The organism is Streptomyces sp. DSM 106670 (assembly GCF_055792845.1).
Genome location: NZ_CM147704.1, coordinates 6441002 through 6465838, shown reverse-complemented (window position 1 = coordinate 6465838; position 24837 = coordinate 6441002). Strand labels below are relative to the sequence as shown.

At 72.3% G+C, this 24837-nt stretch carries 18 protein-coding genes and 1 riboswitch; of the genes, 5 read left to right on the top strand and 13 right to left on the bottom strand.

Features of this window, described 5'->3' with window-relative positions; translation table 11 throughout:
- Positions 1-27 precede the first annotated feature (27 nt).
- The 3 genes from ACSMXR_RS28700 to ACSMXR_RS28690 form a co-directional block, all read right to left on the bottom strand.
- The gene (locus ACSMXR_RS28700) at positions 28-1215 is read right to left on the bottom strand and encodes an alkaline phosphatase family protein (protein WP_137230171.1); all 1188 of its coding nucleotides are present in this window, start codon (positions 1213-1215) and stop codon (positions 28-30) included.
- Entirely contained in the window at positions 1215-1811 is a 597-nt protein-coding gene (locus ACSMXR_RS28695; protein ID WP_030080056.1) for a DUF5998 family protein, read from the bottom strand. The genes ACSMXR_RS28700 and ACSMXR_RS28695 overlap by 1 nt, the downstream gene beginning before the upstream one ends.
- Positions 1812-1876: 65 nt before the next feature.
- Complete coding sequence (locus ACSMXR_RS28690; RefSeq protein ID WP_473170199.1) at positions 1877-4801, bottom strand: bifunctional acetate--CoA ligase family protein/GNAT family N-acetyltransferase; 2925 nt, start codon at positions 4799-4801, stop codon at positions 1877-1879.
- 96 nt (positions 4802-4897) lie between these two features.
- On the opposite strand from ACSMXR_RS28690, the gene ACSMXR_RS28685 reads away from it, so the two are divergent.
- Complete coding sequence (locus ACSMXR_RS28685) at positions 4898-5179, top strand: HPr family phosphocarrier protein (protein WP_007449776.1); 282 nt, start codon at positions 4898-4900, stop codon at positions 5177-5179.
- A 171-nt stretch (positions 5180-5350) separates the two neighbouring features.
- Here ACSMXR_RS28685 and ACSMXR_RS28680 read toward each other — a convergent pair whose 3' ends face one another.
- The 4 genes from ACSMXR_RS28680 to ACSMXR_RS28665 all read right to left on the bottom strand — a co-directional run bounded on the left by ACSMXR_RS28680 (position 5351) and on the right by ACSMXR_RS28665 (position 10229).
- Positions 5351-6058: a GntR family transcriptional regulator gene (locus tag ACSMXR_RS28680; protein ID WP_137230167.1), complete on the bottom strand. Its 708-nt coding sequence runs from the start codon at positions 6056-6058 to the stop codon at positions 5351-5353.
- A gap of 178 nt (positions 6059-6236) precedes the next feature.
- The gene (locus ACSMXR_RS28675) at positions 6237-7052 is read right to left on the bottom strand and encodes a M23 family metallopeptidase (protein ID WP_218524491.1); all 816 of its coding nucleotides are present in this window, start codon (positions 7050-7052) and stop codon (positions 6237-6239) included.
- A gap of 13 nt (positions 7053-7065) precedes the next feature.
- Positions 7066-7234: riboswitch (cyclic di-AMP (ydaO/yuaA leader) on the bottom strand.
- A 224-nt stretch (positions 7235-7458) separates the two neighbouring features.
- Complete coding sequence (locus ACSMXR_RS28670) at positions 7459-8829, bottom strand: M16 family metallopeptidase (protein WP_473170198.1); 1371 nt, start codon at positions 8827-8829, stop codon at positions 7459-7461.
- A gap of 26 nt (positions 8830-8855) precedes the next feature.
- A complete protein-coding gene (locus ACSMXR_RS28665) occupies positions 8856-10229 on the bottom strand; it encodes a M16 family metallopeptidase (RefSeq protein ID WP_137230163.1) in 1374 nt (457 codons plus the stop codon).
- Positions 10230-10509: 280 nt separating this feature from the next.
- On the opposite strand from ACSMXR_RS28665, the gene ACSMXR_RS28660 reads away from it, so the two are divergent.
- Entirely contained in the window at positions 10510-12963 is a 2454-nt protein-coding gene (locus tag ACSMXR_RS28660) for a DNA gyrase/topoisomerase IV subunit A (protein ID WP_218524492.1), read from the top strand.
- A gap of 37 nt (positions 12964-13000) precedes the next feature.
- Here ACSMXR_RS28660 and ACSMXR_RS28655 read toward each other — a convergent pair whose 3' ends face one another.
- A complete protein-coding gene (locus tag ACSMXR_RS28655) occupies positions 13001-14155 on the bottom strand; it encodes a CobW family GTP-binding protein (protein ID WP_376188613.1) in 1155 nt (384 codons plus the stop codon).
- Positions 14156-14178: 23 nt separating this feature from the next.
- Positions 14179-15333, bottom strand: a complete 1155-nt coding sequence (locus ACSMXR_RS28650) for a citrate synthase/methylcitrate synthase (RefSeq protein WP_137230157.1) — start codon at positions 15331-15333, stop codon at positions 14179-14181.
- Between the two features lie 111 nt (positions 15334-15444).
- Between ACSMXR_RS28650 and ACSMXR_RS28645 the strand changes: the two genes are divergently transcribed.
- Positions 15445-16737, top strand: coding sequence for a citrate synthase (locus ACSMXR_RS28645; protein WP_473170197.1), 1293 nt, complete (start codon positions 15445-15447; stop codon positions 16735-16737).
- Between the two features lie 7 nt (positions 16738-16744).
- On the opposite strand, the gene ACSMXR_RS28640 is transcribed toward ACSMXR_RS28645, so the two are convergent.
- Positions 16745-17764: a LacI family DNA-binding transcriptional regulator gene (locus ACSMXR_RS28640; RefSeq protein WP_030080080.1), complete on the bottom strand. Its 1020-nt coding sequence runs from the start codon at positions 17762-17764 to the stop codon at positions 16745-16747.
- Between the two features lie 183 nt (positions 17765-17947).
- On the opposite strand from ACSMXR_RS28640, the gene ACSMXR_RS28635 reads away from it, so the two are divergent.
- Positions 17948-19651, top strand: a complete 1704-nt coding sequence (locus ACSMXR_RS28635; protein WP_473170196.1) for an ATP-binding protein — start codon at positions 17948-17950, stop codon at positions 19649-19651.
- Positions 19648-20322, top strand: a complete 675-nt coding sequence (locus tag ACSMXR_RS28630) for a response regulator (RefSeq protein ID WP_030080085.1) — start codon at positions 19648-19650, stop codon at positions 20320-20322. Before ACSMXR_RS28635 ends, ACSMXR_RS28630 begins: the two co-directional genes overlap by 4 nt.
- A gap of 16 nt (positions 20323-20338) precedes the next feature.
- On the opposite strand, the gene ACSMXR_RS28625 is transcribed toward ACSMXR_RS28630, so the two are convergent.
- The 3 genes from ACSMXR_RS28625 to ACSMXR_RS28615 form a co-directional block, all read right to left on the bottom strand.
- Entirely contained in the window at positions 20339-21931 is a 1593-nt protein-coding gene (locus ACSMXR_RS28625; RefSeq protein WP_381793881.1) for a solute symporter family protein, read from the bottom strand.
- A complete protein-coding gene (locus ACSMXR_RS28620; protein ID WP_218524495.1) occupies positions 21928-22404 on the bottom strand; it encodes a DUF485 domain-containing protein in 477 nt (158 codons plus the stop codon). Before ACSMXR_RS28620 ends, ACSMXR_RS28625 begins: the two co-directional genes overlap by 4 nt.
- 209 nt (positions 22405-22613) lie before the next feature.
- Complete coding sequence (locus ACSMXR_RS28615) at positions 22614-24740, bottom strand: DNA gyrase/topoisomerase IV subunit B (protein WP_030631429.1); 2127 nt, start codon at positions 24738-24740, stop codon at positions 22614-22616.
- Positions 24741-24837 lie beyond the last annotated feature (97 nt).

Genomic DNA, 24837 nt, shown 5'->3' with positions numbered 1-24837 from the left:
TTTCGGAGGGGGTACGGGCGGGAGGGGTTACGAGCGTACTTCGAGGAGGGGGACGAGCTGTTCCACGGGGGTCAGGGAGCCGTGCACGCCGGCCATCGCCGACTCGTGCGGCTCGTTGACGGAGGCCGTGATGATCACGTCGTCGTGGGCGGCGGCGACCACGTCGCCGATCCGGCCGTACACCCGCTCGTCGATCGTCGGGCCGAACCAGCCGGCCGCGACGGCCTCGTCCCGGCTCGCGATCCAGAACTGCTCGCCGAGCACCTCGCGCCAGACGGCCAGGACGTCGGACTGCGCGCCCGGCACCGCGTACACATGGCGGGCGCGGCCCTCGCCGCCGAGGAGGGCGACGCCCGCGCGCAGCTCCCAGTCCTCGTCGAAGTCGATCCGGGACTGCTCGTCGAACGGGATGTCGATCATGCCGTGGTCGGCGGTGATGTAGAGCGCGGAGCGCGGCGGGAGCTGCTCGGCGAGGCGTCGGGCGAGCCCGTCGACGTACATCAGCTGACCGCGCCAGGCGTCGGAGTCGATGCCGAAGCGGTGCCCCTTGCCGTCGACCTCGCTGTAGTACGTGTAGACGAGCGAGCGGTCGCCGGCGGCCAGGCGCTGGGCGGCGACGTCCATCCGGTCCTCGCCGGAGAGCCGGCCGAGGAAGGAGCCGCCGCTGAGCGCGACCTTGGTGAGGGGCGTCTGCTCGAACGTCGGCGCGGAGACCTGCGCGGTGTGCACGCCCGCGGCGTCGGCCAGCTGGAAGACCGTGGGGTAGGGCTGCCAGACCTTCGGCGCGGTCCACGGCTTCCAGCGGAGCTGGTTCATCAGCTCGCCGGTCTCCGGGTTGCGCGCGGTGTAGCCGGGCAGGCCGTGCTCGCCGGGCGGCAGCCCCGTACCGACCGATGCGAGCGAGGTCGCGGTGGTGGAGGGGAAGCCCGCGGTGAGCGGGCGGCCGGTGCCGCCGCGCGAGGTGGGGAGCAGGGAGTGCAGGAAGGGGGCCTCGTCGGGGTGGGCCTTGATCTGCTCCCAGCCGAGGCCGTCGATCAGGAAGACGCAGTTGCGGTCGGCCGGGGTCAGCTCGGGGATCGCGGCGGTGAACCCCGGCACCTCCTGCCCGGCGACGAGGGTCGGCAGCAGGTCGGCGAGCGATCCGCTGCCGTACGCGGGCACGGGCGCGGTGTCGAGGGACAGCGGGACGGGGTCCTGCCAGGCGGGCTGGGCCATCAGCGGCCACTCGCCGCGGTGGCGGCCGTGGCCTCGGAGAGCGACTGGGCGAAGGCGAGGGTCTGGCGCACCGCGTCGGGGCCGTCGCCGGCCTCGCTGACCCGCAGGCTGAGGTCGTCGGCGGTGGAGCTGCCGGTGTAGCCGTGGTCGGCCTCGCAGTTGGAGTCGCCGCAGGCGGCGGGCTCCAGGTCGATCCGGGAGACGGCGCCCCAGCCGATGGTGAGGACGACCTCGCGGGGCAGGGTGCCCGGGACGTACTTCTCCGGGTTGGCGACCACCCGGCTGACCACGACGGAGGAGATCCGCTCCAGCTTCACCGACTCGGTGGAGGTGGTGGCGTACGGCGTCGGGGAGCTGGTGTCGGCGGCCTGCTCGTCGGTGTGGCTGACGATGAAGCGATGCTCGGTCAGGACGAGGACCGTGACGTGACGGCGCACCTCGTTGGAGTCGAACGTGGTCTCCTGGTGCACCAGGTACGAAGCGACCGGTTCCCCGCCGACGGCGGCCTCCACGGCCTCGGCCACGAGGGCCGGGTAGTAGCCGCTGCGCTCGATCGCCGCGCGCAGCCCCTGGGTCGTCGTACCGGTCTTTGCCATGAGCACCATCCTACGGCGGGCCGGTGACTGCCGGGGACGCCCCGGGGGCCACCGGCCGGCGGGTCTCAGTAGTTCGGAAGGCGGCGGGGGCCGAGGTCGCTCCGGGCGGGCGGTGGGGCGAGCCGGACGCTCGCGCCGAGCACGGTCAGTCCCTGCGGGGCGACGACGACCGGTTCGAGGGCGACGGAGACCACCTCGGGGTGGTCGTCGACCAGCCGGGACAGTCTCAGCAGCAGCTCTTCGAGCGCGGCCGTGTCGACCGGGGCCGAACCCCGCCAGCCGAACAGCACCGGGGCCGCCCGGATGGACCGGATCAGTTCGGCGGCGTCGCGGTCGGTGGCGGGGACCAGGCGGTGCGCGGTGTCGCCGAGCAGTTCGGAGGGTGCGCCCGCGAGGCCGAAGGAGAGGACGGCTCCGGCGGCCGCGTCGATGGAGGCCCGTACGACGGTGTCGACGCCGCGCGGGGCCATCGCCTGGACGACGGGGAGCAGTTCGGCGGGCTTGCCGAGGAGGTCGGTCAGGTCTCCGTACGCCCGGCGCAGCGCCTCCTCGTCGGCGAGGTCGAGGCGGACCCCGCCGAGGTCGGCGCGGTGGCGCAGGTGGGGTGCGGTGGTCTTGAGGGCCACCGGGTAACCGAGCCGGGCCGCCGCGGCGACAGCCGCCTCCGGGTCGGGGGCGGGCAGGGTGGGGCGTACGGCGATGCCGTAGCGGCCGAGGAGTTCGCGGGCCTCGTCGTGGGCGAGCGGGCGCCCGCGCGGGTCGGGTGCGGTGGCGAGCTGCGCCTCGATCAGGGCGGCGGCCCCGGCCTCGTCGATGGTGTCGTCGAGGAACTCGGGGACCTTGCCGGGCACGGCCGCCTGGCGCCGCCACTGCGCGTACTTCACGGCCTCGGCGAGGGCCCGTACGGCGCGCTCGGCGGCGGGGTACGCGGGGATGCGGCCGGGGCGGGGGGCGGCTTCCTGGCTGGTGGCGGCTTCCGGGGCGGTGGTCGCTTCGGAGGTGGCGGGCGCGGCCGGGGCGGTGGCGGCTTCCGGGGCTGCGGGCGTGCCGGGCGTGGTGGCCGTGGTGGCCGCTCGCGTCCGGGCCGCGGGGGTCACCGTACGGGGGCGTGGGGCGGCCGTGCTGCTCGCGGCGGCCAGAGCCTCGGCGAGGCCGCCGATCTCGACGTGGACGACGGCCACCGGCTTGGCCGAGCCTCCGGCCACCGCCTTGGTCAGGGCCTCGGCCAGCACCTGGCCGTCGCCGGTCTCGGCCTCGCCGTTCTCCCCCACCCACGGGATGGCGGTGACGATCACGGCGTCGCAGGTGCCGTCCGCCAGCGCCTCGGCCAGCGCGTCCCGGAAGTCCTGCGGGGAGGCGGCCGTGGTGAGGTCGATCGGCGGGCGCGGGCGCAGCCCCTCGGCCAGGCAGGCGTCGTACGTCAGCAGGCCGAGGGACTCGGAGTTGCCGAGGATGGCGACCCGGGGGCCGGCCGGGAGCGGCTGGCCCGCCAGCAGGAGCCCGGCGTCGACCATCTCGGTCACGGTGTCGACCCGGATGACACCGGCCTGGCGCATCAGCGCGGAGACCGTGGCGTCGGGGATGCGGCTGACCGGGACCGCATGGCCGGGCGGGGTGGAGCCGCTGTGCCGGGCGCCCTTCACCACCACGACGGGCTTCACGGCGGCGGTGCGGCGGGCGAGGCGGGTGAACTTGCGCGGGTTGCCGAGCGATTCGAGGTAGAGCAGGGCGACGTCGGTGTCCGGGTCCTCGAAGGAGTACTGGAGGAAGTCGTTGCCGGAGACGTCGGCCCGGTTGCCCGCCGAGATGAAGGAGGACAGGCCCGCGCCGCGCCGGTGGAGGCCGGAGAGCAGGGCGATGCCGATCGCGCCGGACTGGGTGAACAGACCGATCCGGCCGCGGGCGGGCGACTCGGGGGCGAGCGAGGCGTTCAGCCGGACGGACTCGGCGGTGTTGATGATGCCGAAGGCGTTCGGGCCGATGATCCGCATGCCGTACGAGCGGGCCTGGCGGACCAGTTCGCGCTGGAGCTCGCGGCCGTCGGCGCCCCGCTCGGCGTAACCGGCGGAGAGGACGACCAGGCCCTGGACGCCGTGCTCCCCGCAGTCGGCGACGGCCTCGGGCACCCGGTGGGCGGGGACGGCGATCACGGCGAGGTCGACCTGCTCGTCGATCTCGCCGAGCGAGCGGTGGGCCGGAACGCCGTCGAGGGTGGCGAGGCCCTCGTCGAAGGCGCGGTTGACGGCGTAGGTACGGCCCGTGAACCCGGCGGCCAGGAGGTTGCGCAGAACCGTGCGGCCCACCCCGCCGTGGTTGCGCCCGGCGCCGATGACCGCGACGGAGCCGGGGGCGAGGAGGCGCTGCACCGAGCGGGCCTCGGCGCGCTGTTCGCGGCCGCGCTGGACGGCGAGGGACTTCTCGGTGGGTTCGAGGTCGAGGGTGAGGTGGACGGAGCCGTCCTCGAAGCTGCGGCGCTGGGTGTACCCGGCGTCCCGGAACACCTTGATCATTTTGTTGTTGGCGGGGAGCACCTCGGCGGCGAAGCGCCGGATGCCGCGCTCGCGGGCGACCGCGGCGATGTGTTCGAGCAGCGCCGAGGCGACTCCGCGGCCCTGGTGGGCGTCCTGGACGAGGAAGGCGACCTCGGCCTCGTCGGCGGGCGCGGAGGCGGGGCGGCCCCGGTCGTCGATGCGGTCGTAGCGGACGGTTCCGATGAACTCGCCGCCGATCGTGACCGCCAGTCCCACCCGGTCGACGTAGTCGTGATGGGTGAAGCGGTGCACGTCCCGGTCGGATAGGCGGGGATACGGGGCGAAGAAGCGGTAGTACTTCGACTCGTCGGACACCTGCTCGTAGAAGCTGACCAGTCGCTCGGCGTCGTCCGTGGTGATCGGCCTGATGCGCGCGGTGCCCCCGTCGCGGAGCACCACGTCCGCTTCCCAGTGGTCGGGGTACGCGTGATGCGGACTCTGCTCCGGCGTGGGCTCCATGGCCAAAGCCTACGGCCGGACAGGAGGCCGGGCACAGCACCACGCACTGCATGAGAGACTGGTCTAGACAACCGTTGATATGTGAAGGGCAGAACCATGGCTGAGCGCCGCGTAAACGTCGGTTGGGCCGAGGGCCTGCACGCCCGCCCCGCTTCCATCTTCGTCCGTGCCGCCACGGCCTCCGGCGTCCCGGTGACGATCGCCAAGGCCGACGGCAACCCGGTGAACGCCGCCTCCATGCTGGCCGTGCTCGGTCTGGGCGCGCAGGGTGGCGAGGAGATCGTGCTCGCGTCCGACGCGGACGACGCCGAGGCCGCTCTGGACCGGCTGGCGAAGCTCGTCGCCGAGGGCCTGGAAGAGCTTCCGGAGACCGTCTGACCCATGCGACTCCGGGTCCGTCCGGATGCGACCGGCGAAAGAGCCGTGATCCCGTGAAGGGATCACGGCTCTTTCGCTTTCGGGAATGATTCGGGAAAGAGTCGCACCTCGATAATGCGGGCAGCCTGAATGGCGCACCGGAATTACTTCTCTTTGTATACGGCTCTTTTGTTAATGCCGGACGCCCGCAGTGTTTACGCCGTGTTGCGAACTTCTCACCGGCGGAACGGCGGCGGTGCGACGCCCAGCGAGATCCGGGCGGCGGAGCCGGTGGGCGCCGGTGGCGCGTTCCGCGTGCTGGGCGGTCAGCGCCCTCGCCCGCTCCGCGTCGCCGCGCGCCACGGCGTCCACGATCGCGCCGCGCTCGGCCCAGGCGTCGACCGGACGGGCCGGCTGCTCGACCGCGTACATCCAGGCGATCTTGTGCCGGAGCTGGGTGAGCAGCGCGATGAGGCCGGGGCTGCTCGACGCCTGGGCCAGGGTCTCGTGGAACCAGCCGCCCAGTGAGCGCAGATCCTCGCCCTCGCCCCGGCGGGCCCGCTCCTGGCCCAGCCTGACCAGACCCCGGAGCACCTTCAGATGGGCCTCCGTGCGGCGCTGGGCGGCGCGTGCCGCGCCCAGCGGCTCCAGGAGCATCCGCAGCTCCAGGAGGTCGGCCGCCTCCTGCGCGGTGGGTTCGGCGACACAGGCGCCGGCATGTCTGCGGGTGACCACGAAGCCTTCGGACTCCAGGGTGCGCAGGGCCTCGCGGACGGGGACGCGGGAGACCCCGTAGCGACGGGCCAGCAGCTCCTCGGTGAGGCGGCTGCCGCGCTCGTAGACACCGGAGACGATGTCGTCACGGATTGCCGTGCATACCGAATGCGCGGGAATGCGCATGTCCGAACCTCCGCCTTGATCCCCGCGAAACGCGGCCGCCCGACGTCTGTTCCGTGACTCTATTGCAATCTGCCGGAATTTCCGATGGCAGGCCGGAATCCATGGAAATCTTGAGGCCGGAATTGCCGAAGGCCCCGGCGGGTGCCGGGGCCTTCGGGCGGGGTCGCGCACAGGCGGGTCAGACGTTCAGACCGTGCGAGCGCAGGTAGCCGACGGGGTCCATGTCGGAGCCGTAGTCGGGGGTGGTGCGGGCCTCGAAGTGCAGGTGCGGGCCGGTGGAGTTGCCGGTGGAGCCGGAGAGCCCGATCTGCTGGCCGGAGGAGACGCTCTGGCCGACGGAGACGCCGATCGAGGAGAGGTGGCCGTACTGGGTGTACGTGCCGTCCGACATCCGGAGCACGATGTTGTTGCCGTACGCGCCGCCCCAGCCGGCCTCGACGACCGTACCGGCGCCTACCGCGACGACGGAGCTGCCGGAGGCGGCCTGGAAGTCGACGCCGGAGTGGCTGCCGGAGGACCAGAGCGCGCCGCCGGTGTTGTAGCCGGTGGTGACGTGGGAGCCGGCGACCGGGAGGTGGAAGGCGTTGAGCCGGGCGCGCTCGGCGGCGCGGGCGGCACGGGCCTTCTCCTCGCGGATCTCCTTGGCGCGGGCCTCGGCCTTGCGCTCGGCCTCCGCCTTCGCCTTGGCCTTGGCGGCCTTCTCGCGGGCCTCGGCGGCGGCCTTCGCCTTCGCCCTGGCGACCGCCTCGGCCTGCTGCTTCTGGGCCTGGGCCTGGGCGTCGATCTGGTCGGCGAGGGTGGCGTCGAGGGAGATGGCCTGGGTGAGGCCGGTGTCGGCGACCTTGGCGGCCTCGGTGTCCGCGGCGAGGGCCGGGGAGGACAGCGAGCCGAGGACTCCGGTGGTGGCCAGGGCCGCGATGCCGGCGGCCTGGGCGCCGCGACGCGTCAGACGGCTCGGGGCACGGTGCTTCCCGGTGGCACGGGTGAACGCCATGGAGAGGCTGATCCTTTCCTTCCTTCTCGCCTACCGGGTTAGCTGACGGGTTCGGAGCAGGAAGGTCTCCTACGGATCCCCGCGCCGGTTCACGGCACGGGCCTCCGATTCACCCCAGGGACTGCGTGTGGGTCCCCGGCTCCCCAGGCTCGCGCCTGACGGGGACTCGGCGATGACTGCCCGGCGCCGCGGATGCGGCATACGGGTGACGGACAGCCGGGCCGACGCTAGGCGGGGCGACTTCCCATCACCAAACGGACAGGGGGATTTGTCGCGCATCCCACAGGGCAGACAGGCAACCTCTCCAACAAAAGGGAGCGAAGCTCACCAATAGGGCAAAAAGGGAGGACCCCGGCGAACTTCCGTCCGTCGGGGTCCTCTTCGCGGCGGTGTGCCACGGATGCCGTCAGCCGGTGACGACGGACACCTCGCCGATGCCGAGCGCCTTGACGGGCTCCTCGATCCGCGCGGCGTCACCCACGAGGACCGTGACGAGGCGGTCCACCGGGAAGGCGTTGACCACGGCGGCGGTCGCCTCCACGGTGCCCGTCTCGGCGAGCCGGGCGTAGAGGTCGGCCTGGTAGTCGTCGGGGAGGTGCTGCTCGACCTGGTCGGCCAGCGTGCTCGCGACGGAGGCGGCGGTCTCGAACTTCAGCGGGGCGACGCCCACCAGGTTCTGCACGGCCGTCTCGCGCTCGGCGTCGGTCAGCCCCTCGGCGGCCAGCGTCCGCAGAACCTTCCAGAGGTCCTCCAGCGCCGGTCCGGTGGACTCCGTGTCCACCGAGCCGCTGATCGCGAGCATCGCCGCGCCGCCCGAGTCGGGGCCGCTGGAGCGCAGCACCTGGGCGAAGGCGCGTACGCCGTAGGTGTAGCCCTTCTCCTCGCGCAGCACCCGGTCCAGCCGGGAGGTGAGGGTGCCGCCCAGGCAGTACGTGCCGAGGACCTGCGCGGGCCACACGCGCTCGTGCCGGTCGGCGCCGATCCGGCCGATCAGCAGCTGGGTCTGGACCGCGCCGGGGCGGTCCACGATGACCACACGGCCGGTGTCGTCCGCGGTGATGGGCGGCACCGGGCGGGCCTGGCCGGCGTTGCCCGACCAGTCGCCGAGGGTCTCCGCCAGCAGCGCGTCCAGGTCGATGCCGGTCAGGTCTCCGACGATCACGGCCGTCGCCGTGGACGGGCGGACATGGGCGTCGAAGAAGGCGCGCACGGTGGCCTGATCGATCCGCCGGACGGTCTCCTCGGTGCCCAGGCGCGGGCGGGACATCCGGGCGGTGGCCGGGAACAGCTCCTTGGAGAGCTGCTTGGCGGCGCGCCGGGACGGGTTGGCCTGCTCGTGCGGGATCTCGTCGAGGCGGTTGCCCACCAGCCGCTCGATCTCGCTCTCGGCGAAGGCCGGGGCCCGCAGCGCCTCGGCGACCAGGCCGAGGGCCTTGGCCAGCCGGGAGGCCGGAACCTCCAGGGAGACCCGGACACCGGGGTGGTCGGCGTGCGCGTCGAGGGTGGCGCCGCAGCGCTCCAGCTCGGCGGCGAACTCCTCGGCGCTGTGCTTGTCGGTGCCCTCGGAGAGCGCCCGCGACATGATCGTGGCCACGCCGTCCAGGCCCTCGGGCTCGGCCTCCAGCGGCGCGTCCAGGAAGATCTCCACCGCGACGACCTGCTGGCCGGGGCGGTGGCAGCGCAGCACGGTCAGCCCGTTGGGCAGGGCGCCGCGCTCGGGCGCCGGGAAGGCCCAGGGGCGGGCCGTGCCGGCGGTGGGCTGCGGGTGGAACTCCATGGTTACTCCAGTCACGGCGGCGTCGCTCACTTGGCCGCCCCCTCGTGCGCGTCGCTGCCCTCGGCGCCGTCTTCGCCCTCGTCGGCCTCGTCGGCCGGTTCGATGGGCTCGTACACCAGCACCGCCCGGTTGTCGGGGCGCAGGGCCGCCTCGGCCGCCGCGCGCACCTCCTCCGCGGTGACGTCCAGGACCCGGCCCACGGCGCTCAGGGCGAGCTGCGGGTCGCCGAACAGCACCGCGTAGCGGCACAGTTCGTCGGCGCGGCCGGCGACCGTGCCGAGCCGGTCCAGCCACTCGCGCTCCAACTGCGCCTGGGCCCGCTCCATTTCCTCGGGGGTGGGCCCCTCGGCGGCGAACCTGGCCAGCTCCTCGTCGACGGCGGCCTCGATCTGCTCCACCTCGACCCCGCCGGACGTCTTCACGTCCAGCCAGCCCAGCGAGGGCGCCCCGGCCAGCCGCAGCAGCCCGAAGCCCGCCGCCACCGCCGTACGGTCGCGGCGCACCAGGCGGTTGTGCAGCCGGGAGGACTCGCCGCCGCCGAGCACGGTGAGCGCCAGGTCGGCCGCGTCGCAGGCGCGGGTGCCGTCGTGCGGGAGGCGGTAGGCGGCCATCAGGGCGCGCGCCGGGACCTCCTCGTGGACCACTTCGCGCAGCTGCTCGCCGATGATCTCCGGCAGCGTCCCGTCGCGCGGCGGCTGCTTGCCGTCGTGGGAGGGGATGGAGCCGAAGTACTTCTCGATCCAGGCGAGGGTCTGCTCGGGGTCGATGTCGCCGACCACCGAGAGCACCGCGTTGTTGGGCGCGTAGTACGTACGGAAGAACGCGCGGGCGTCCTCCAGCGTGGCCGCGTCCAGGTCGGCCATGGAGCCGATCGGGGTGTGGTGGTAGGGGTGGCCCTCGGGGTAGGAGAGGGCGGTCAGCTTCTCGAACGCGGTGCCGTAGGGCACGTTGTCGTACCGCTGGCGGCGTTCGTTCTTGACGACGTCGCGCTGGTTCTCCATGGACTCCTCGTCGAGCGCGGCGAGGAGGGAGCCCATCCGGTCGGCTTCCAGCCAGAGAGCCAGCTCCACCTGGTGGGTGGGCATGGTCTCGAAGTAGTTGGTCCGCTCGAAGCTGGTCGTCCCGTTGAGCGAGCCGCCGGCCCCCTGGACGAGCTCGAAGTGGCCGTTCCCCTTGACCTGTCCCGAGCCCTGGAACATCAGGTGCTCGAAGAGGTGAGCCAGACCGGTGCGTCCCTTGACCTCGTGGCGCGAGCCGACGTCGTACCAGAGGCAGACCGCGGCGACCGGGGTCAGATGGTCCTCGGAGAGCACCACACGCAGGCCGTTGGCCAGGCGGTGCTCGGTCGCTGTCAAGCCGCCGGAGCCGGCCTGTGCGGTGGCCGTGTGACCCATGGGCATGTACGTCCCTTCGATCGCGATACTGGACTTCCTGCCAGACCTGCCACTCTAAGCAAGCGCACCGGCACCTGGCGAAGTTCCCGTTCCGTGGATGTTTCCGTCGATGGTGTCGTGGACGCCCTCGCGGGCGCGCCGCCCCGACCGCTTCGGACCGGCCTTCGGACGGGTCGAGGTCGGCGTTGTCAGTGGCGAGGTCCACAATGGACCGCGTCAGTAGCTCGTGTTGTACCGAACAAGCTCAGGTTGTCCGAACAGAATCCGTGAAGGAGTCGCAGCCGCGATGGCCCGCCGTAGCACGAAGACCCCGCCGCCGGACGACTTCGAGGAGAAGATCCTCGACATCGACGTCGTCGACGAAATGCAGGGCTCCTTCCTCGAGTACGCGTACTCGGTGATCTACTCCAGGGCCTTGCCCGACGCCCGCGACGGCATGAAGCCGGTGCACCGGCGCATCGTGTCCCAGATGAACGAGATGGGACTGCGCCCCGACCGCGGCTATGTGAAGTGCGCCCGCGTCGTCGGCGAGGTCATGGGCAAGCTGCACCCGCACGGCGACGCCTCGATCTACGACGCCCTGGTGCGCATGGCGCAGCCGTTCTCGATGCGGCTCCCCCTGGTCGACGGCCACGGCAACTTCGGCTCTCTCGGCAACGACGACCCGCCGGCCGCCATGCGGTACACCGAGTGCCGGATGGCCGACGCCACCTCGCTGATGACGGAAGCCATCGACGAGGACACCGTCGACTTCCAGTCGAACTACGACGGCCAGGAGCGCGAGCCGGTCGTCCTCCCCGCCGCCTACCCCAACCTCCTGGTCAACGGGGTCTCCGGGATCGCCGTGGGCATGGCCACCAACATGCCCCCGCACAACCTGGGCGAGGTCATCGCCGCGGCCCGGCACCTGATCAAGCACCCGGGCGCGGACGTCGAGACGCTGATGCGTTACGTCCCCGGACCCGACCTGCCCACCGGTGGCCGCATCGTCGGGCTGGGCGGCATCAAGGACGCGTACACGAACGGCCGCGGCACGTTCAAGATCCGCGCCACCGTCTCCGTGGAGAACGTGACGGCCCGCCGCAAGGGTCTCGTCGTCACCGAACTGCCCTTCACCGTCGGCCCGGAGAAGGTGATCGCCAAGATCAAGGACCTGGTCTCGGCGAAGAAGCTCCAGGGCATCGCCGACGTCAAGGACCTCACCGACCGGGCGCACGGCCTGCGTCTGGTCATCGAGGTCAAGAACGGCTTCGTGCCGGAAGCGGTGCTGGAGCAGCTCTACAAGCTGACGCCGATGGAGGAGTCCTTCGGTATCAACAACGTGGCGCTGGTCGACGGCCAGCCGCTCACCCTGGGCCTCAAGGAACTGCTGGAGGTCTATCTCGACCACCGCTTCGAGGTGGTGCGCCGGCGCAGCGAGTTCCGCCGTACCAAGCGCCGCGACCGGCTGCATCTGGTCGAGGGCCTGATCGTCGCCCTGCTCGACATCGACGAGGTCATCCGGATCATCCGGGACAGCGACAACTCCGCGCAGGCGAAGGAGCGCCTGATGGCGCACTTCTCGCTGAGCGAGATCCAGACGCAGTACATCCTGGACACCCCGCTGCGCCGGCTCACCCGTTTCGACCGGATCGAGCTGGAGAGCGAGCGCGACAAGCTCAACGGCGAGATCGAGGCGCTGACCGCGATCCTGGAGTCGGACGCGGAGCTGCGCAAGCTGGTCTCCTCGGAGCTGGCGGCGGTGGCGAAGAAGTTCGGCACGGACCGGCGCACGGTGCTGCTGGAGTCGGCCGGTTCGCAGGTCGCGTCGGTGCCGCTGGAGGTGGCGGACGACCCGTGCCGGGTGCTGCTCTCCTCGACGGGTCTGCTGGCCCGTACGGCGAACGCGGACCCGGTGGAGATCTCCGAGGACGCCCGGCGGACCAAGCACGATGTGATCGTGTCGGCGGTGGCGGCGACGGCCCGGGGCGATGTCGGGGCGGTGACGTCGACCGGCCGGCTGCTGCGGCTCTCGGTGATCGACCTGCCGCAGCTGCCGGACACGCACGCGGAGCCGAATCTCTCGGGCGGGGCGCAGATCTCCGAGTTCCTCAGTCTGGAGGCGGACGAGGAGCTGATCTGCCTCACGACGCTCGACGAGGCCTCGCCGGGGCTGGCGATCGGCACGCTCCAGGGCGTGGTGAAACGCGTCGTGCCGGACTACCCGGCCAACAAGGACGAGTTGGAGGTCATCACCCTCAAGGACGGTGACCGGATCGTCGGCGCGACCGAGCTGCGCACCGGCGAGGAGGACCTGGTGTTCATCACCTCCGACGCCCAGTTGCTGCGCTATCCGGCGGCCCAGGTACGCCCGCAGGGGCGGCCCGCCGGAGGCATGGCGGGCGTCAAGCTGGCGGCCGGGGCCGAGGTGCTGTCGTTCACGGCGGTGGACCCGGCGGCCGAGGCGATCGTGTTCACGGTGGCCGGCTCGCACGGCACGCTGGACGACTCGGTGCTGACGTCCAAGCTGACCCCGTTCGACCAGTATCCGCGCAAGGGCCGGGCGACCGGCGGCGTGCGCTGCCAGCGGTTCCTGAAGGGCGAGGACGTCCTGGTGTTCGCCTGGGCGGGCGCCACCCCGGCCCGGGCCGCCCAGAAGAACGGCACCCCGGCGAAGCTGCCGGAGCCGGACCCGAGGCGGGACGGTTCGGGCACGCCGCTGCTCGAATCGGTGGCCGTGATCGCGGGACCGCCGCTGTAGGCGGCCGTTTCGTACGGCAAGGAGCGGCCCGGGGGCGTTACGCCTCCGCGGCCGCTTCCTGTTCGGGGGCCTGCTCCTGTACGTAGCGGAGCACGCCCCACATGCCGCGTTCGACGGCTTCGGGGTCGGCGGACGCGTCGGGGGCGGGCTCCTCCGCGCGGCAGGCGGCGAGTTCGGCCAGCAGCGCTCCGGCGTCGATGCCCGCGCCGATCATGACGAGCTGGGTGAGCCGCTGTTCGCCGCGCGCCCACGGCCGGGGCACGAAGCGCAGGAAGCGGCCCACCGCGTGCAGCGCGTACGTGTTGTCCCGGTCGCCCGCGCCGAAGTCCGCGAACCCCTTGATCCGGTAGAGCCCTTCGGGCCGGGAGTCGAGGAACGCCATGAAGCGGCGCGGGTCCAGCGGCACGTCGGAGGTGAAGTCGACGCTCTCGTACGAGGCGTGGAGGTGGTCACCGTGCCCCTCGTGCTCACCGTGCCCCTCATGGTCGCCGTGCCCGCCATGACCCTCGTGCCCGTCGCACGCCTCCTCCTCCCGCAGAAGGTCCTCGAAGGTCAGCTGCCCCGCCATCTCCTCGTGGTCCGGCCGCAGCGCGGGGTCGAAGAACAGCTCGGGGTCGATCCGGCCGTGCACGGCGGAGATCACGGCGGCCGGACCGCTCAGCTCCGCGACCGTCGCGCGCAGCCGCTCCCGCTCGGCCTCCCCCACCCGGTCGGTCTTGTTCAGGACGACGAGGTCGGCGACGGCGAGATGGCGGTCGAGCTCCGGATGCCGCTTACGGGTGGAGTCGAACTCCGCGGCGTCGACGACCTCGACGAGACCCCCGTACAGGATGTGCGGGTTGTCGCTGGCCAGCAGCATGCGCACGAGTTCCTGGGGTTCGGCCAGTCCGCTCGCCTCGATGACGATCACGTCCAGCCGGGCGGAGGGCCGGGTCAGGGTCTCCAGGAAGGTGTCGAGTTCGCTCGCGTCGACGGCGCAGCACAGACAGCCGTTGCCCAGCGAGACCGTCGAGCCGACCTGCCCCGAGACGGTCATGGCGTCGATCTCGATGGCCCCGAAGTCGTTGACGATCACGCCGATCCGGGTGCCCGCCCGGTTGCGGAGCAGATGGTTCAGGAGCGTGGTCTTGCCGGAGCCGAGGAAGCCCGCCAGGACGACTACCGGGATCTGCGGGGTGCGGGGCGGGGTCAACGGGAGCCTTCCTGGGGGCGTCGTCAGGGTGCCGGGACCGGCTGCGGCGGGGGTGCGCCGACGTAGCGGGCCGCCGGGCGGATGATCTTCGAGTCCTCCGCCTGCTCCAGGATATTGGCGCTCCAGCCGACCACTCGCGCCGCACAGAAGGTGGGGGTGAACATCGCGCGCGGCAGCCCGCACAGCTCCATGACCACTCCGGCGTAGAACTCCACGTTGGTGTGCAGCTCCCGGCCCGGCTTCAGCTCGGCGAGGATGGCCTCGACCTGGCGTTCCACCTCCACGGCGAAGTCGACGAGCGGGCCTCCGAAGCCCTGGGCGAGGGACTTGAGCATCCGGGAGCGGGGGTCCTCGGTGCGGTAGACAGGGTGGCCGAAGCCCATGATGCGGCGGCCGGCGAGGACCTGTTCGCGGATCCAGCCGTCGATGCGGTCCGGGGTGCCGATGGCGTCGAGGGTGTCCAGGGCCCGGCTGGGGGCTCCGCCGTGCAGCGGTCCGGAGAGCGCGCCGACCGCGGCCACCAGACAGGCGGCCAGATCGGCTCCGGTGGAGGCGACGACCCGGGCGGTGAAGGTGGAGGCGTTGAAGCCGTGGTCGACGGTCGAGATGAGGTACTGCTCGACGGCCCGGACCCGGTCGGGCTCCGGCTCCGATCCGGTCAGCATGTACAGGTAGTTCGCCGCGTGCGGCAGGTCCGTGCGGGGTTCGACCGGCTCCAGGCCCTCGCCCAGGCGGTGGAGGGCGGTCAGGATCGTGGGGACGGCCGCGCAGGCGGCGAGCGCGTCCTCGCGTCGGCGGTCGGCCCCGATGTCGTACACCGGGCGGAAGCCGGCCGAGGCGCCGAGCAGGGACAGCGCGGTACGGAGTCCGGCGAGCGGGCCGGAGACGGCGCTCGCGCGGGCGATGGCGGGCAGGGCCTCGCGCACCTCGGCGGGCAGGGTGCGCAGCGCGGCCGTGCGGGCGGCGAAGTCGGCGGCGGCCGCACGGTCCGGCAGTTCGCCGTGGACCATCAGGTACCAGACGTCCTCGAAGCTACGGGTCCGCGCGAGCTCGATCGCCGAGTACTGGCGGTAGTGGTAGAAGCCCTCGCGGCCGCGGACGTCGCCGAGGGCGGTGTCGGTGACGACGACGCCGGCGAGGCCGCGGGGGACGGCGGGGACGACAGGGGTGGTGGTCATGGCCGTTCTCTCCTCCGTGCATGCAACATTGATTCGACTGTCTATGCTTGACTTGAGATCTGTCAATGTTGATTGAATCAATGTCAACCTGTGGTGGATACGGTGGTCTCCATGACGGATCAACCAGAGCCCGGCTCCCGACCGGACGCACCCCGGCTGACCACCCGTGAGGCGGCCGAGCTGCTGGGCGTGAAGCCCGAGACGGTGTACGCGTACGTCAGCCGGGGCCAGCTCAGCAGCGTGCGGGCGGCCGGAGGCCGGGGCAGCACGTTCGACGCCGAGGAGGTGCGGGCGCTGGCCCGGCGCTCGGGGCGGCGCGAGCCGTCACCGGCCGGGGGCGACCTCGCCTTCCGCACCGGCATCACGCTCATCGAGGGCGACCGCTGCTTCTTCCGGGGCGTCGACGCGACGGAGCTGGCCCGGCGGTACGGCTACGAGGAGGTCGCCGAGTGGCTGTGGACGGGCGAGCTGCGGCCCGGCGCCCGGTTCACCGCACCCGCCGCGACGCTTGCGGCGGCCCGCCGGACGGTCGGCGCGCTGCCCGCGCACAGCGGGTCGACGGACCGGCTGCGGGTGGCGGTGACCGCTGCGGCGGCCACGGATCCGCTGCGGTTCGACCTGTCGCCGGAGGCGGTGCTGAGCAGCGCCCGGGGCCTGATCCCGACGCTGGTGGGCGCTCTGCCGGAGCTGGGCGGCCCGGAGGGCGAAGGGGGTTCGCTGGCGGCGGCGCTGTGGTCACGGCTCACCCCGGAGCCGGCCGACGCCGCTTCCCTGGCCGTGCTGGACGCGGCCCTGGCCCTCCTGATCGACCACGATCTGGCGGCCTCCACGCTGGCCGCCCGGGTCGCCGCCTCCGCGCGGGCCCACCCGTACGCCGTGGTCTCGGCGGGCCTCGGCGTACTGGAGGGGCCGCTGCACGGGGCGGCGAGCGGTCTGGCGCACCGGATGCTGCGGGAGGCGGTGGACCGGGGCAGCGCGGTCCCCGTGGTCGCCGATCATCTGCGGACCGGGCGGCGGGTGCCGGGCCTGGGCCATCGGCTGTACCGGGGCGAGGACCCCCGGGCGACGACCCTGTTCGCGCTGCTGGAGGACGTACCGCAGGCGGCCGGGGCGCTGGCGGCGGCCCGTGAGGTGGTCGCCACGACGGCCCGCCACACGCCGCTGCACGCCAACATCGACCTGGCGCTCGCCGTCCTCTCCGTCTCCCGCGGGATGGCGGCGGACGCGGGCGAGACGGTGTTCGCGGTCTCCCGCACGGCGGGGTGGATCGCGCACGCGCTGGAGGAGTACGGGGAACGCCCGCTGCGGATCCGGCCGAGCGGGCAGTACGTCGGTCCCCGGCCGCCCCAGCCCCTCCCCCGGAACGGATCAGGTCCGGACCAAGGGCCGGGCAGCGCAAATTAGCTACGGATCACAGGGAATTCTCGCGCGGCGGCTGGGCGGTGGAGCCGCGCACCACCAGCTCCGGTTCGAAGAGCAGCTCGTCCGAGGGCACGGTCCGCCCGCCGATCTGGACCGAGAGCAGCTCCACGGCCGCCCGCCCCATGGCCTCGATGGGCTGGCGGACGGTGGTCAGAGGCGGCTCGGTGCAGTTCATGAAGGCCGAGTCGTCGTAGCCGACGACCGACACGTCGTCGGGCACCGAGAGACCCCGGCGGCGGGCCGCGCGCACGGCGCCCAGCGCGAGCGGGTCACTGGCGCAGATGATGCCGGTGACGCCCTGCTCCAGCAGCCGCATCGCGGCGGCCTGTCCGCCCTCCAGCGAGAACATCGCGCGCGCCACCCGCTCGTCGGGGATGCTCGTGCCCGCCTCGTCGGCGAGGATCCGGGCGGCGGCGAGCTTGCGCTGCGAGGGCACGTGGTCGGACGGGCCCAGGACGAATCCGATGCGCTCGTGGCCGAGCGAGACGAGGTGGCGCCAGGCCTGTTCGACGGCTACGGAGTCGTCGCAGGAGACGCCGGGGAAGCCGAGGTGTTCGATGGCCGCGTTGATCAGCACGACCGGGATCTTGCGGTCGGCGAGCACCTTGTAGTGGTCGTGCGGGGCGTCGGCCTGGTGGTAGAGGCCGCCCGCGAAGACCACGCCGGAGACCTGCTGCTGGAGGAGCAGCTCGACGTAGTCGGCCTCGGAGACGCCGCCCTTGGTCTGGGTGCAGAGCACCGGGGTCAGCCCCTGCTGGGCGAGCGCGCCGCCGACCACTTCGGCGAAGGCCGGGAAGATCGGGTTCTGCAGCTCGGGCAGGACCAGTCCGACCAGCCGGGCCCGTTCGCCGCGCAGCTGGGTCGGGCGCTCGTATCCGAGGACGTCCAGCGCGGAGAGGACGGCCTGCCTGGTGGCGTCGGAGACGCCCGGCTTGCCGTTCAGCACCCGGCTGACCGTCGCCTCGCTGACTCCCACCTTCTGGGCCACTTGAGCAAGTCGTCGCGTCATGAGCGCAAGATTAGCGCAAGAAAAGCAAGAAGATTGCGTTGATGGCGAACTCGTTCGGAACACCCGCCCGCACAGCCGGAACGCTCACAGACCTGGCGCCGGGAGGCAAGAGGCGGGCACGGCGGAGCCCTCGATGCACGGCCGAATTTCCGCCCCGGCCGCCCGGCCCTTACCGTCTCTACGATGAACGCCCCACCGACCTCCGGCCGAGGACCGCGCCGGTTCGGCTGGCCCCAGCGGGTCTTCTCCCAGGTCCTGCTGATGCAGCTGGCCATCATCACCGGCGTGATCGTCCTGGTCACCGGCCTGTTCCTGGCCCCGCTCGGCGAACAGCTGGACGACCAGGCGATGCGCCGCGCGCTGGCCATCGCCCAGAGCACCGCCGCCCAGCCGGAGATCGTGCGGGACCTGGGCAGCACCGACCCGTCCGACCGGGGTCCCGTCCAGTCGGCCGCCGAGCGGGTCAGGCGGGCGACCGGGGCGGAGTACGTCGTCGTCATGGACCGGCGCGGGGTGCGCTGGTCGCACCCGGAGACCGACCGGATCGGCGCGGTCGTCTCCACCGACCCCGGTGAGGCGCTGCGCGGCCGCGAGGTGATGGAGATCGACAGCGGCACCCTCGGCCGCTCGGCGCGGGGCAAGGTGCCGCTGTTCGGCCCCTCGGGCGAGGTCATCGGCGCGGTCTCGGTCGGGATCGAGTACGACAGCGTCCGCGCCCGGCTCCTCGGGGCGATCCCGGGGCTGCTCGCGTACGCGGGCGGCGCCCTGGCCGTCGGGGCGCTCGCCGCGTATCTGATCTCCCGCCGGCTGCAACGGCAGACCCATGACCTGGCGTTCTCCGACATCTCCGCGCTGCTCACCGAACGCGAGGCCATGCTGCACGGCATCCGTGAGGGGGTCGTCGCCCTCGACGGGGCCGGGCGCGTCCGGCTGCTGAACGACGAGGCGCAGCGGCTGCTGGGCGTGGGCCCGGAGGCGGCGGGCCGGACGCTGGAGGAGGTGCTGGGCGAGGGCCGGACCGCCGATGTGCTGGCCGGCCGGGTGGTCGGCGACGACCTGCTGGCGGTACGGGGCAGCCGGGTGCTGCTGGCCAACCGGATGCCCACGGACGACGGCGGAGCGGTGGTGACCCTGCGCGACCGGACCGAGCTGGAGCATCTGGGCCGCGAACTCGACTCCACCACCGGGCTGATCGACGCCCTGCGCGCCCAGGACCACGAGCACGCGAACCGGCTGCACACCCTGCTGGGGCTGCTGGAGCTGGAGATGCACGAGGACGCGATGGAGTTCGTCACGGAGGTGGTGGGCGTGCACCGGGCGACGGCCGAGCAGGTCACCGAGAAGGTCCATGACCCGCTGCTGGCCGCCCTCCTCGTCGGCAAGACGACGGTGGCCGCCGAGCGTGGCGTCGCGCTGCGGCTGGCTCCCGGCACGCTGCTGCCGGACCGGGTGGTCGATCCCCGGGGCCTGGTCACGGTGGTCGGCAACCTCGTCGACAACGCCACGGACGCGGCGGCCGGATCGGACGCCGCGCGGATCGAGGTCGGGCTGCGCACGGAGGGCCGTACGGTGATCCTGGGGGTGCGCGACAGCGGCCCCGGCGTCCCGCGGGAGCAGCACGCGTCGATCTTCACAGAGGGCTGGTCCACCAAGGATCTCCCGGCGCACGGCAAGCGCGGCCTCGGGCTCGCCCTCGTACGGAGGCTCGCGGAGCGCCAGGGAGGCAGGGTGACGGTGTCGGCGGCGGACGGGGGCGGTGCGGTGTTCACGGTGGTGCTGCCGGACGCGCTGGCCGAGCCGGGGCCCGAGCCCGGCCCGGGGACCGTGACCGGAGCCGACGGCCCGCCGCCCCCCGAGCGTCCGGCCACGACGGGAGAGCAGCGGTGATCCAGGTCCTGATCGTGGACGACGACGTCCGGGTGGCGCGGATCAACGCGGCGTACGTCGCCAAGGTGCCCGGATTCCGGGTGGCGGCGCAGGCCCACTCGGCGGCCTCGGCGCTGGCGACGGTCGAGGAGGTCCCGGTGGACCTGATCCTGCTGGACCACTACCTGCCCGACCGCAACGGCCTCGCCGTCGTACGGGAACTGCGCCGCCTCGGCCGTCAGGTCGACGTGATCATGGTGACCGCCGCCCGGGACGTAGCGACCGTGCAGGACGCGATGCGGCACGGCGCGCTCCAGTACCTGGTGAAGCCGTTCACGTACGCGGGCCTGCGCTCGAAGCTGGAGGCGTACGCGGCCCTGCGGCACACGCTCGACGGGGGCGGGGAGGCCGAACAGGCGGAGGTGGACCGGCTCTTCGGCGCGCTGTGGGCGGCGGGCGAGCCGGACCTCCCCAAGGGCCACTCCCCCACCACCGCAGAGCTCGTCCGGCAGGCCCTGCGCGGCGCGGAGGGCCCGCTCTCCGCCCAGGAGATCGCCGACAGCGCGGGAATGAGCCGGCAGACGGCCCAGCGCTATCTGAAGCTCCTGGAGCGCACCGGGAAGGTCCGGCTGACCCTGCGGTACGGCGAGACGGGCCGCCCGGAACACCGGTACGCCTGGGCCGCGGGCTGAGCCCTCGTCGGGCCCTCTACGCCGCCCCGGCCCCCGTCAGCGCCCGTACCTCGGTCTCGGCGTGCTTGGCCTCGTCGGGCTTCTCGGGCGAGGTGACCGTACCGATCCAGCCGGCCAGGAAGCCGAGCGGGATGGAGACCAGGCCCGGGTTCTCCAGCGGGAAGAGCTGGAAGTCGATGCCGGGGAACAGGGACGTGGGGCTGCCCGAGACGACGGGCGAGACCAGCACCAGCACGACCGCCGGGATCAGCCCGCCGTACACCGCCCAGACCGCGCCCCGGGTGGTGAAGCCGCGCCAGAACAGCGAGTAGAGCAGGGCCGGGAGATTCGCCGACGCGGCCACGGCGAAGGCGAGGCCCACCAGGAAGGCGACGTTCAGGTTCTGGGCGAGCAGTCCGAGGCCGATCGCGACGACGCCGATGCCCGCGGCGGCGACGCGCGCCACGGCGACCTCGCCGTGCTTCTTGCGCCCGGGGCGGCGGAGCGAGGCGTAGAGGTCGTGGGCGACGGACGCGGACGAGGCGAGCGTGATGCCCGCGACGACGGCCAGGATGGTGGCGAAGGCGATGGCGGCGACCACGGCGAAGAGAATCGTTCCACCGGTGGACCCCTCACCGCCGCCCAGGTGGAGGGCCAGCAGCGGGACCGCGGTGTTGCCCGCCGCGTTCGACGAGCGGACCTCGGCGGAGCCGACGAGCGCGGCCGCGCCGAACCCGAGCACGATCGTCATCAGGTAGAAGCTGCCGATCAGGCCGATGGACCAGACGACCGAGCGGCGCGCGGCACGGGCGGTGGGCACGGTGTAGAAGCGCGACAGGATGTGCGGCAGCCCCGCCGTGCCGAGGACGAGGGCGACGCCCAGGCTGATGAAGTCGAAGCGTGAGGTCCAGTCCCCGCCGTAGCGGAGGCCGGGCGCGAGGAAGTCCTTGCCGTGGCCGCTGCGTTCGGCGGCGGTGTCGAGCAGGTTGTTGATGTTCCCGTGGAAGTGGACCAGGACCAGCACGGTGAGCGCGACGGCCCCGGCCATCAGCAGGACGGCCTTGACGATCTGGATCCAGGTGGTGGCGCGCATGCCGCCGAAGGACACGTAGATCACCATGAGCGCGCCGACGCCGACGACCGTCCAGGACCGGGCCGCGTCGCTCGTACCGCCGAGCAGCAGGGCCACGAGGCTGCCCGCGCCGACCATCTGGGCCACCAGGTAGAGCACGGAGACGGTGACGGAGGAGGTGCCGAGCGCGGTGCGCACCGGGCGCTCCGCCATGCGCGCGGCGACCACGTCGGCCAGGGTGAACCGGCCGCAGTTGCGGACGAGTTCGGCGACGAACAGCAGGACGACCAGCCAGGCGACGAGGAAGCCGACGGAGTAGAGCATGCCGTCGTACCCGAAGAGGGCGATCAGCCCGGAGATCCCGAGGAAGGAGGCCGCCGACATGTAGTCGCCGGCGATGGCGAATCCGTTCTCCATGGGCGAGAACAGGCGTCCGCCGGCGTAGAACTCCTCGGCGGAGCCCTGCCGGTTGCGGCCGACCCAGGTGGTGATGAAGAGCGTCACCGCGATGAACGCGCTGAACAGCAGCAGGGCGAGTGTCTGGTGGTCGCCTCTCAACGTCCGAGCCCTCTCGTCATCTCCTGGGTGTCCCACCGCAGATCGAGCGCCGCGCGGTCCCTGCGCAGCCGTGCGTGGCGTGCGTACGCCCACGTGAGCAGGAACGTGGTGAGGAACTGGCCGAGACCCGCCACCATCGCGACGTTGACCGCGCCGGCGACCGGGCGGGCCATCAGCTCGGGTGCGGTGGTCGCGGCGACGACATAGGCGAGATACCAGAGGAGGAAGGCCAGGGCGGCGGGGACCACGAAGCGGCGGTAGCGGCGGCGCACCTCGCGGAAGGCGGCGCTGCGGTGCACTTCCAGATAGATGTCGGCCGCGCTGGGGGCCGGATCCGGCCATGGCGTACCGGACGCGTCGAGGCCGCCGGCGCCTCCCGTCCCGTCCCGGTCGCCCCGGTCGGCGACCGGCGCGTCGTCCCACGGGTCGTCGAGCCGCACTCCCGCGGTCTCCGGCCCTGCTTCCTTCTCCACCGAACAACTCCCCTGATCCGCCGACCTTTTCGGCCGCACGGCCAACCATGGGCGGTTCGGGAAGATCGCGGGCGCGTCATTCGCCCGACTTCACCCCTTCAGGTGACAGAAGTCCCGGACGGCTGCGCGCTTCCCCGGCAGAGCCCCACGAAACGTCCGCGGCCCCCGCTCCGTGGGACGGGAGCGGGGGCCGGGCGGCTGTACGGGGGTCAGGCGTCGATGCGCGAGCGGTCCAGGGTGGCCGCGGAGCTGGTGATGAACTCCTTGCGGGGCGCGACCTCGTTGCCCATCAGCAGGTCGAAGACCTGCTCGGAGGCTTCCAGATCGCCGATGTTGATGCGCCGCAGCGTGCGGTGGCGCGGGTCCATCGTCGTCTCCGCCAGCTGATCGGCGTCCATCTCGCCCAGGCCCTTGTAGCGCTGGATCGATTCCTTGATCCGGACGTTCTTGCGCTGGAACTCCAGGAGGGTCTGGCGCAGCTCGTTGTCGGAGTAGGTGTAGACGTACTTGTCCTGCCCCTTCTTGGGCTGGACCAGCTCGATCCGGTGCAGCGGCGGAACGGCGGCGAAGACCCGCCCGGCCTCGACCATCGGGCGCATGTAGCGCTGGAAGAGGGTCAGCAGCAGGGTCCGGATGTGGGAGCCGTCGACATCGGCGTCGGTCATCATGATGACTTTGCCGTAGCGGGCGGCGTCGATGTCGAAGGTCCGCCCGGACCCGGCTCCTATGACCTGGATGATCGCGCCGCACTCGGCGTTCTTCAGCATGTCGGAGACGGACGACTTCTGTACGTTGAGGATCTTGCCGCGGATCGGCAGCAGTGCCTGGAACTCGCTGTTCCGGGCCAGCTTGGCCGTGCCGAGCGCCGAGTCTCCCTCGACGATGAACAGCTCGCTGCGCTCGACGTCGTCGCTGCGGCAGTCGGCGAGCTTGGCGGGCAGCGAGGAGGACTCCAGCGCGGTCTTGCGGCGCTGGGCGTCCTTGTGCTGGCGGGCCGCGATCCGGGTGCGGGCGGCGGCCACGGCCTTCTCCAGCACCGCCCTGGCCTGGGCCTTGGCGTCCCGCTTCGTCGAGGTCAGGAACGCCTTGAGCTCCTTGGCGACCACATTGGCCACGATCCGGTTGGCCGCCGAGGTGCCGAGCACCTCCTTGGTCTGCCCCTCGAACTGCGGCTCGGCGAGCCGGACGGTGACGACGGCCGTGAGGCCTTCGAGGGCGTCGTCCTTGACGACGTCGTCCTCGGCGACCCGCAGCATCTTGGCGGAGCGCAGCGCCTCGTTCACCGTCTTGGTCAGGGAGCGCTCGAAGCCGGTGACGTGGGTGCCGCCCTTGGGGGTGGCGATGATGTTCACGAACGACCGTACGGTCGTGTCGTAGCCGGTGCCCCAGCGCAGGGCGATGTCGACGGCCAGCTCTCGGGTGACCTCGGTGGCGGTCATGTGGCCGCGGTCGTCGAGAACCGGGACGGTCTCCTTGAAGGTGCCCGTGCCGCTGAGGCGCTGGACGTCGCAGACGGCCTTGTCCTGGGCCAGGTACTCGCAGAACTCGCTGATGCCGCCGTCGAAGCGGAACGTCTCCTCGGTCTTGCCCTCGCCGTCGAGCCCGCGCTCGTCGCGGACGATGATCGTGAGACCGGGGACGAGGAAGGCCGTCTGGCGGGCGCGCTGGTAGAGCGTCTCCAGGTTGAGCTTGGCGTCCTTGAGGAAGATCTGGCGGTCCGCCCAGTACCGCACCCGGGTACCGGTACGGGTCTTGGGGACGCGCTTGCCCTTGCGCAGGCCATTGGCCGGGTCGAACGGGCTGTCCGGACCCTGCTCGGTGAACATGCCGGGGACACCGCGCCGGAAGCTGATGGAGTGGGTCGCGCTGTTGCGGTCGACCTCGACGTCCAGGCGGGAGGAGAGGGCGTTGACGACGGAGGCGCCGACGCCGTGGAGGCCGCCGGACGCGGCGTAGGAACCGCCGCCGAACTTGCCTCCGGCGTGCAGCTTGGTCATGACGACCTCGATGCCGGAGAGGCCCGTCTTGGGCTCGACGTCGACCGGGATGCCACGGCCGTTGTCCCGGACCTCGACGGAGGCGTCGTCGTGGAGGATGACCTCGATCTGGTCGCAGTAGCCCCCGAGAGCCTCGTCGACGGAGTTGTCGATGATCTCCCAGAGGCAGTGCATCAGGCCACGGCTGTCGGTGGACCCGATGTACATCCCGGGGCGCTTGCGGACCGCCTCCAGGCCTTCGAGGACGAGAAGGTGCCGCGCGGTGTAGTTGGAGCTGTCCCGGTCGCCGCCTGCTCCGGTCAGCATCGCGGTGGACGGCACGGACGTTTCGGCGGTCACGCGGTTCGCTCCTCGCTGAATTTCATCTGGGGCCCCCGTGGGTACAGGGCTGGGCTTCGGTTGCCGCTGAGAGCCTACAGAGGCCTGGTAGAGCGGT

Bases quoted from the DNA above. Each gene is read 5' to 3' on its own strand.
- ACSMXR_RS28700 (WP_137230171.1), bottom strand. From the start codon at position 1,215: ATGGCCCAGCCCGCCTGGCAGGACCCCGTCCCGCTGTCCCTCGACACC.
- ACSMXR_RS28695 (WP_030080056.1), bottom strand. From the start codon at position 1,811: ATGGCAAAGACCGGTACGACGACCCAGGGGCTGCGCGCGGCGATCGAG.
- ACSMXR_RS28690 (WP_473170199.1), bottom strand. From the start codon at position 4,801: ATGGAGCCCACGCCGGAGCAGAGTCCGCATCACGCGTACCCCGACCAC.
- ACSMXR_RS28685 (WP_007449776.1), top strand. From the start codon at position 4,898: ATGGCTGAGCGCCGCGTAAACGTCGGTTGGGCCGAGGGCCTGCACGCC.
- ACSMXR_RS28680 (WP_137230167.1), bottom strand. From the start codon at position 6,058: ATGCGCATTCCCGCGCATTCGGTATGCACGGCAATCCGTGACGACATC.
- ACSMXR_RS28675 (WP_218524491.1), bottom strand. From the start codon at position 7,052: ATGGCGTTCACCCGTGCCACCGGGAAGCACCGTGCCCCGAGCCGTCTG.
- ACSMXR_RS28670 (WP_473170198.1), bottom strand. From the start codon at position 8,829: ATGGAGTTCCACCCGCAGCCCACCGCCGGCACGGCCCGCCCCTGGGCC.
- ACSMXR_RS28665 (WP_137230163.1), bottom strand. From the start codon at position 10,229: ATGCCCATGGGTCACACGGCCACCGCACAGGCCGGCTCCGGCGGCTTG.
- ACSMXR_RS28660 (WP_218524492.1), top strand. From the start codon at position 10,510: ATGGCCCGCCGTAGCACGAAGACCCCGCCGCCGGACGACTTCGAGGAG.
- ACSMXR_RS28650 (WP_137230157.1), bottom strand. From the start codon at position 15,333: ATGACCACCACCCCTGTCGTCCCCGCCGTCCCCCGCGGCCTCGCCGGC.
- ACSMXR_RS28645 (WP_473170197.1), top strand. From the start codon at position 15,445: ATGACGGATCAACCAGAGCCCGGCTCCCGACCGGACGCACCCCGGCTG.
- ACSMXR_RS28640 (WP_030080080.1), bottom strand. From the start codon at position 17,764: ATGACGCGACGACTTGCTCAAGTGGCCCAGAAGGTGGGAGTCAGCGAG.
- ACSMXR_RS28635 (WP_473170196.1), top strand. From the start codon at position 17,948: ATGAACGCCCCACCGACCTCCGGCCGAGGACCGCGCCGGTTCGGCTGG.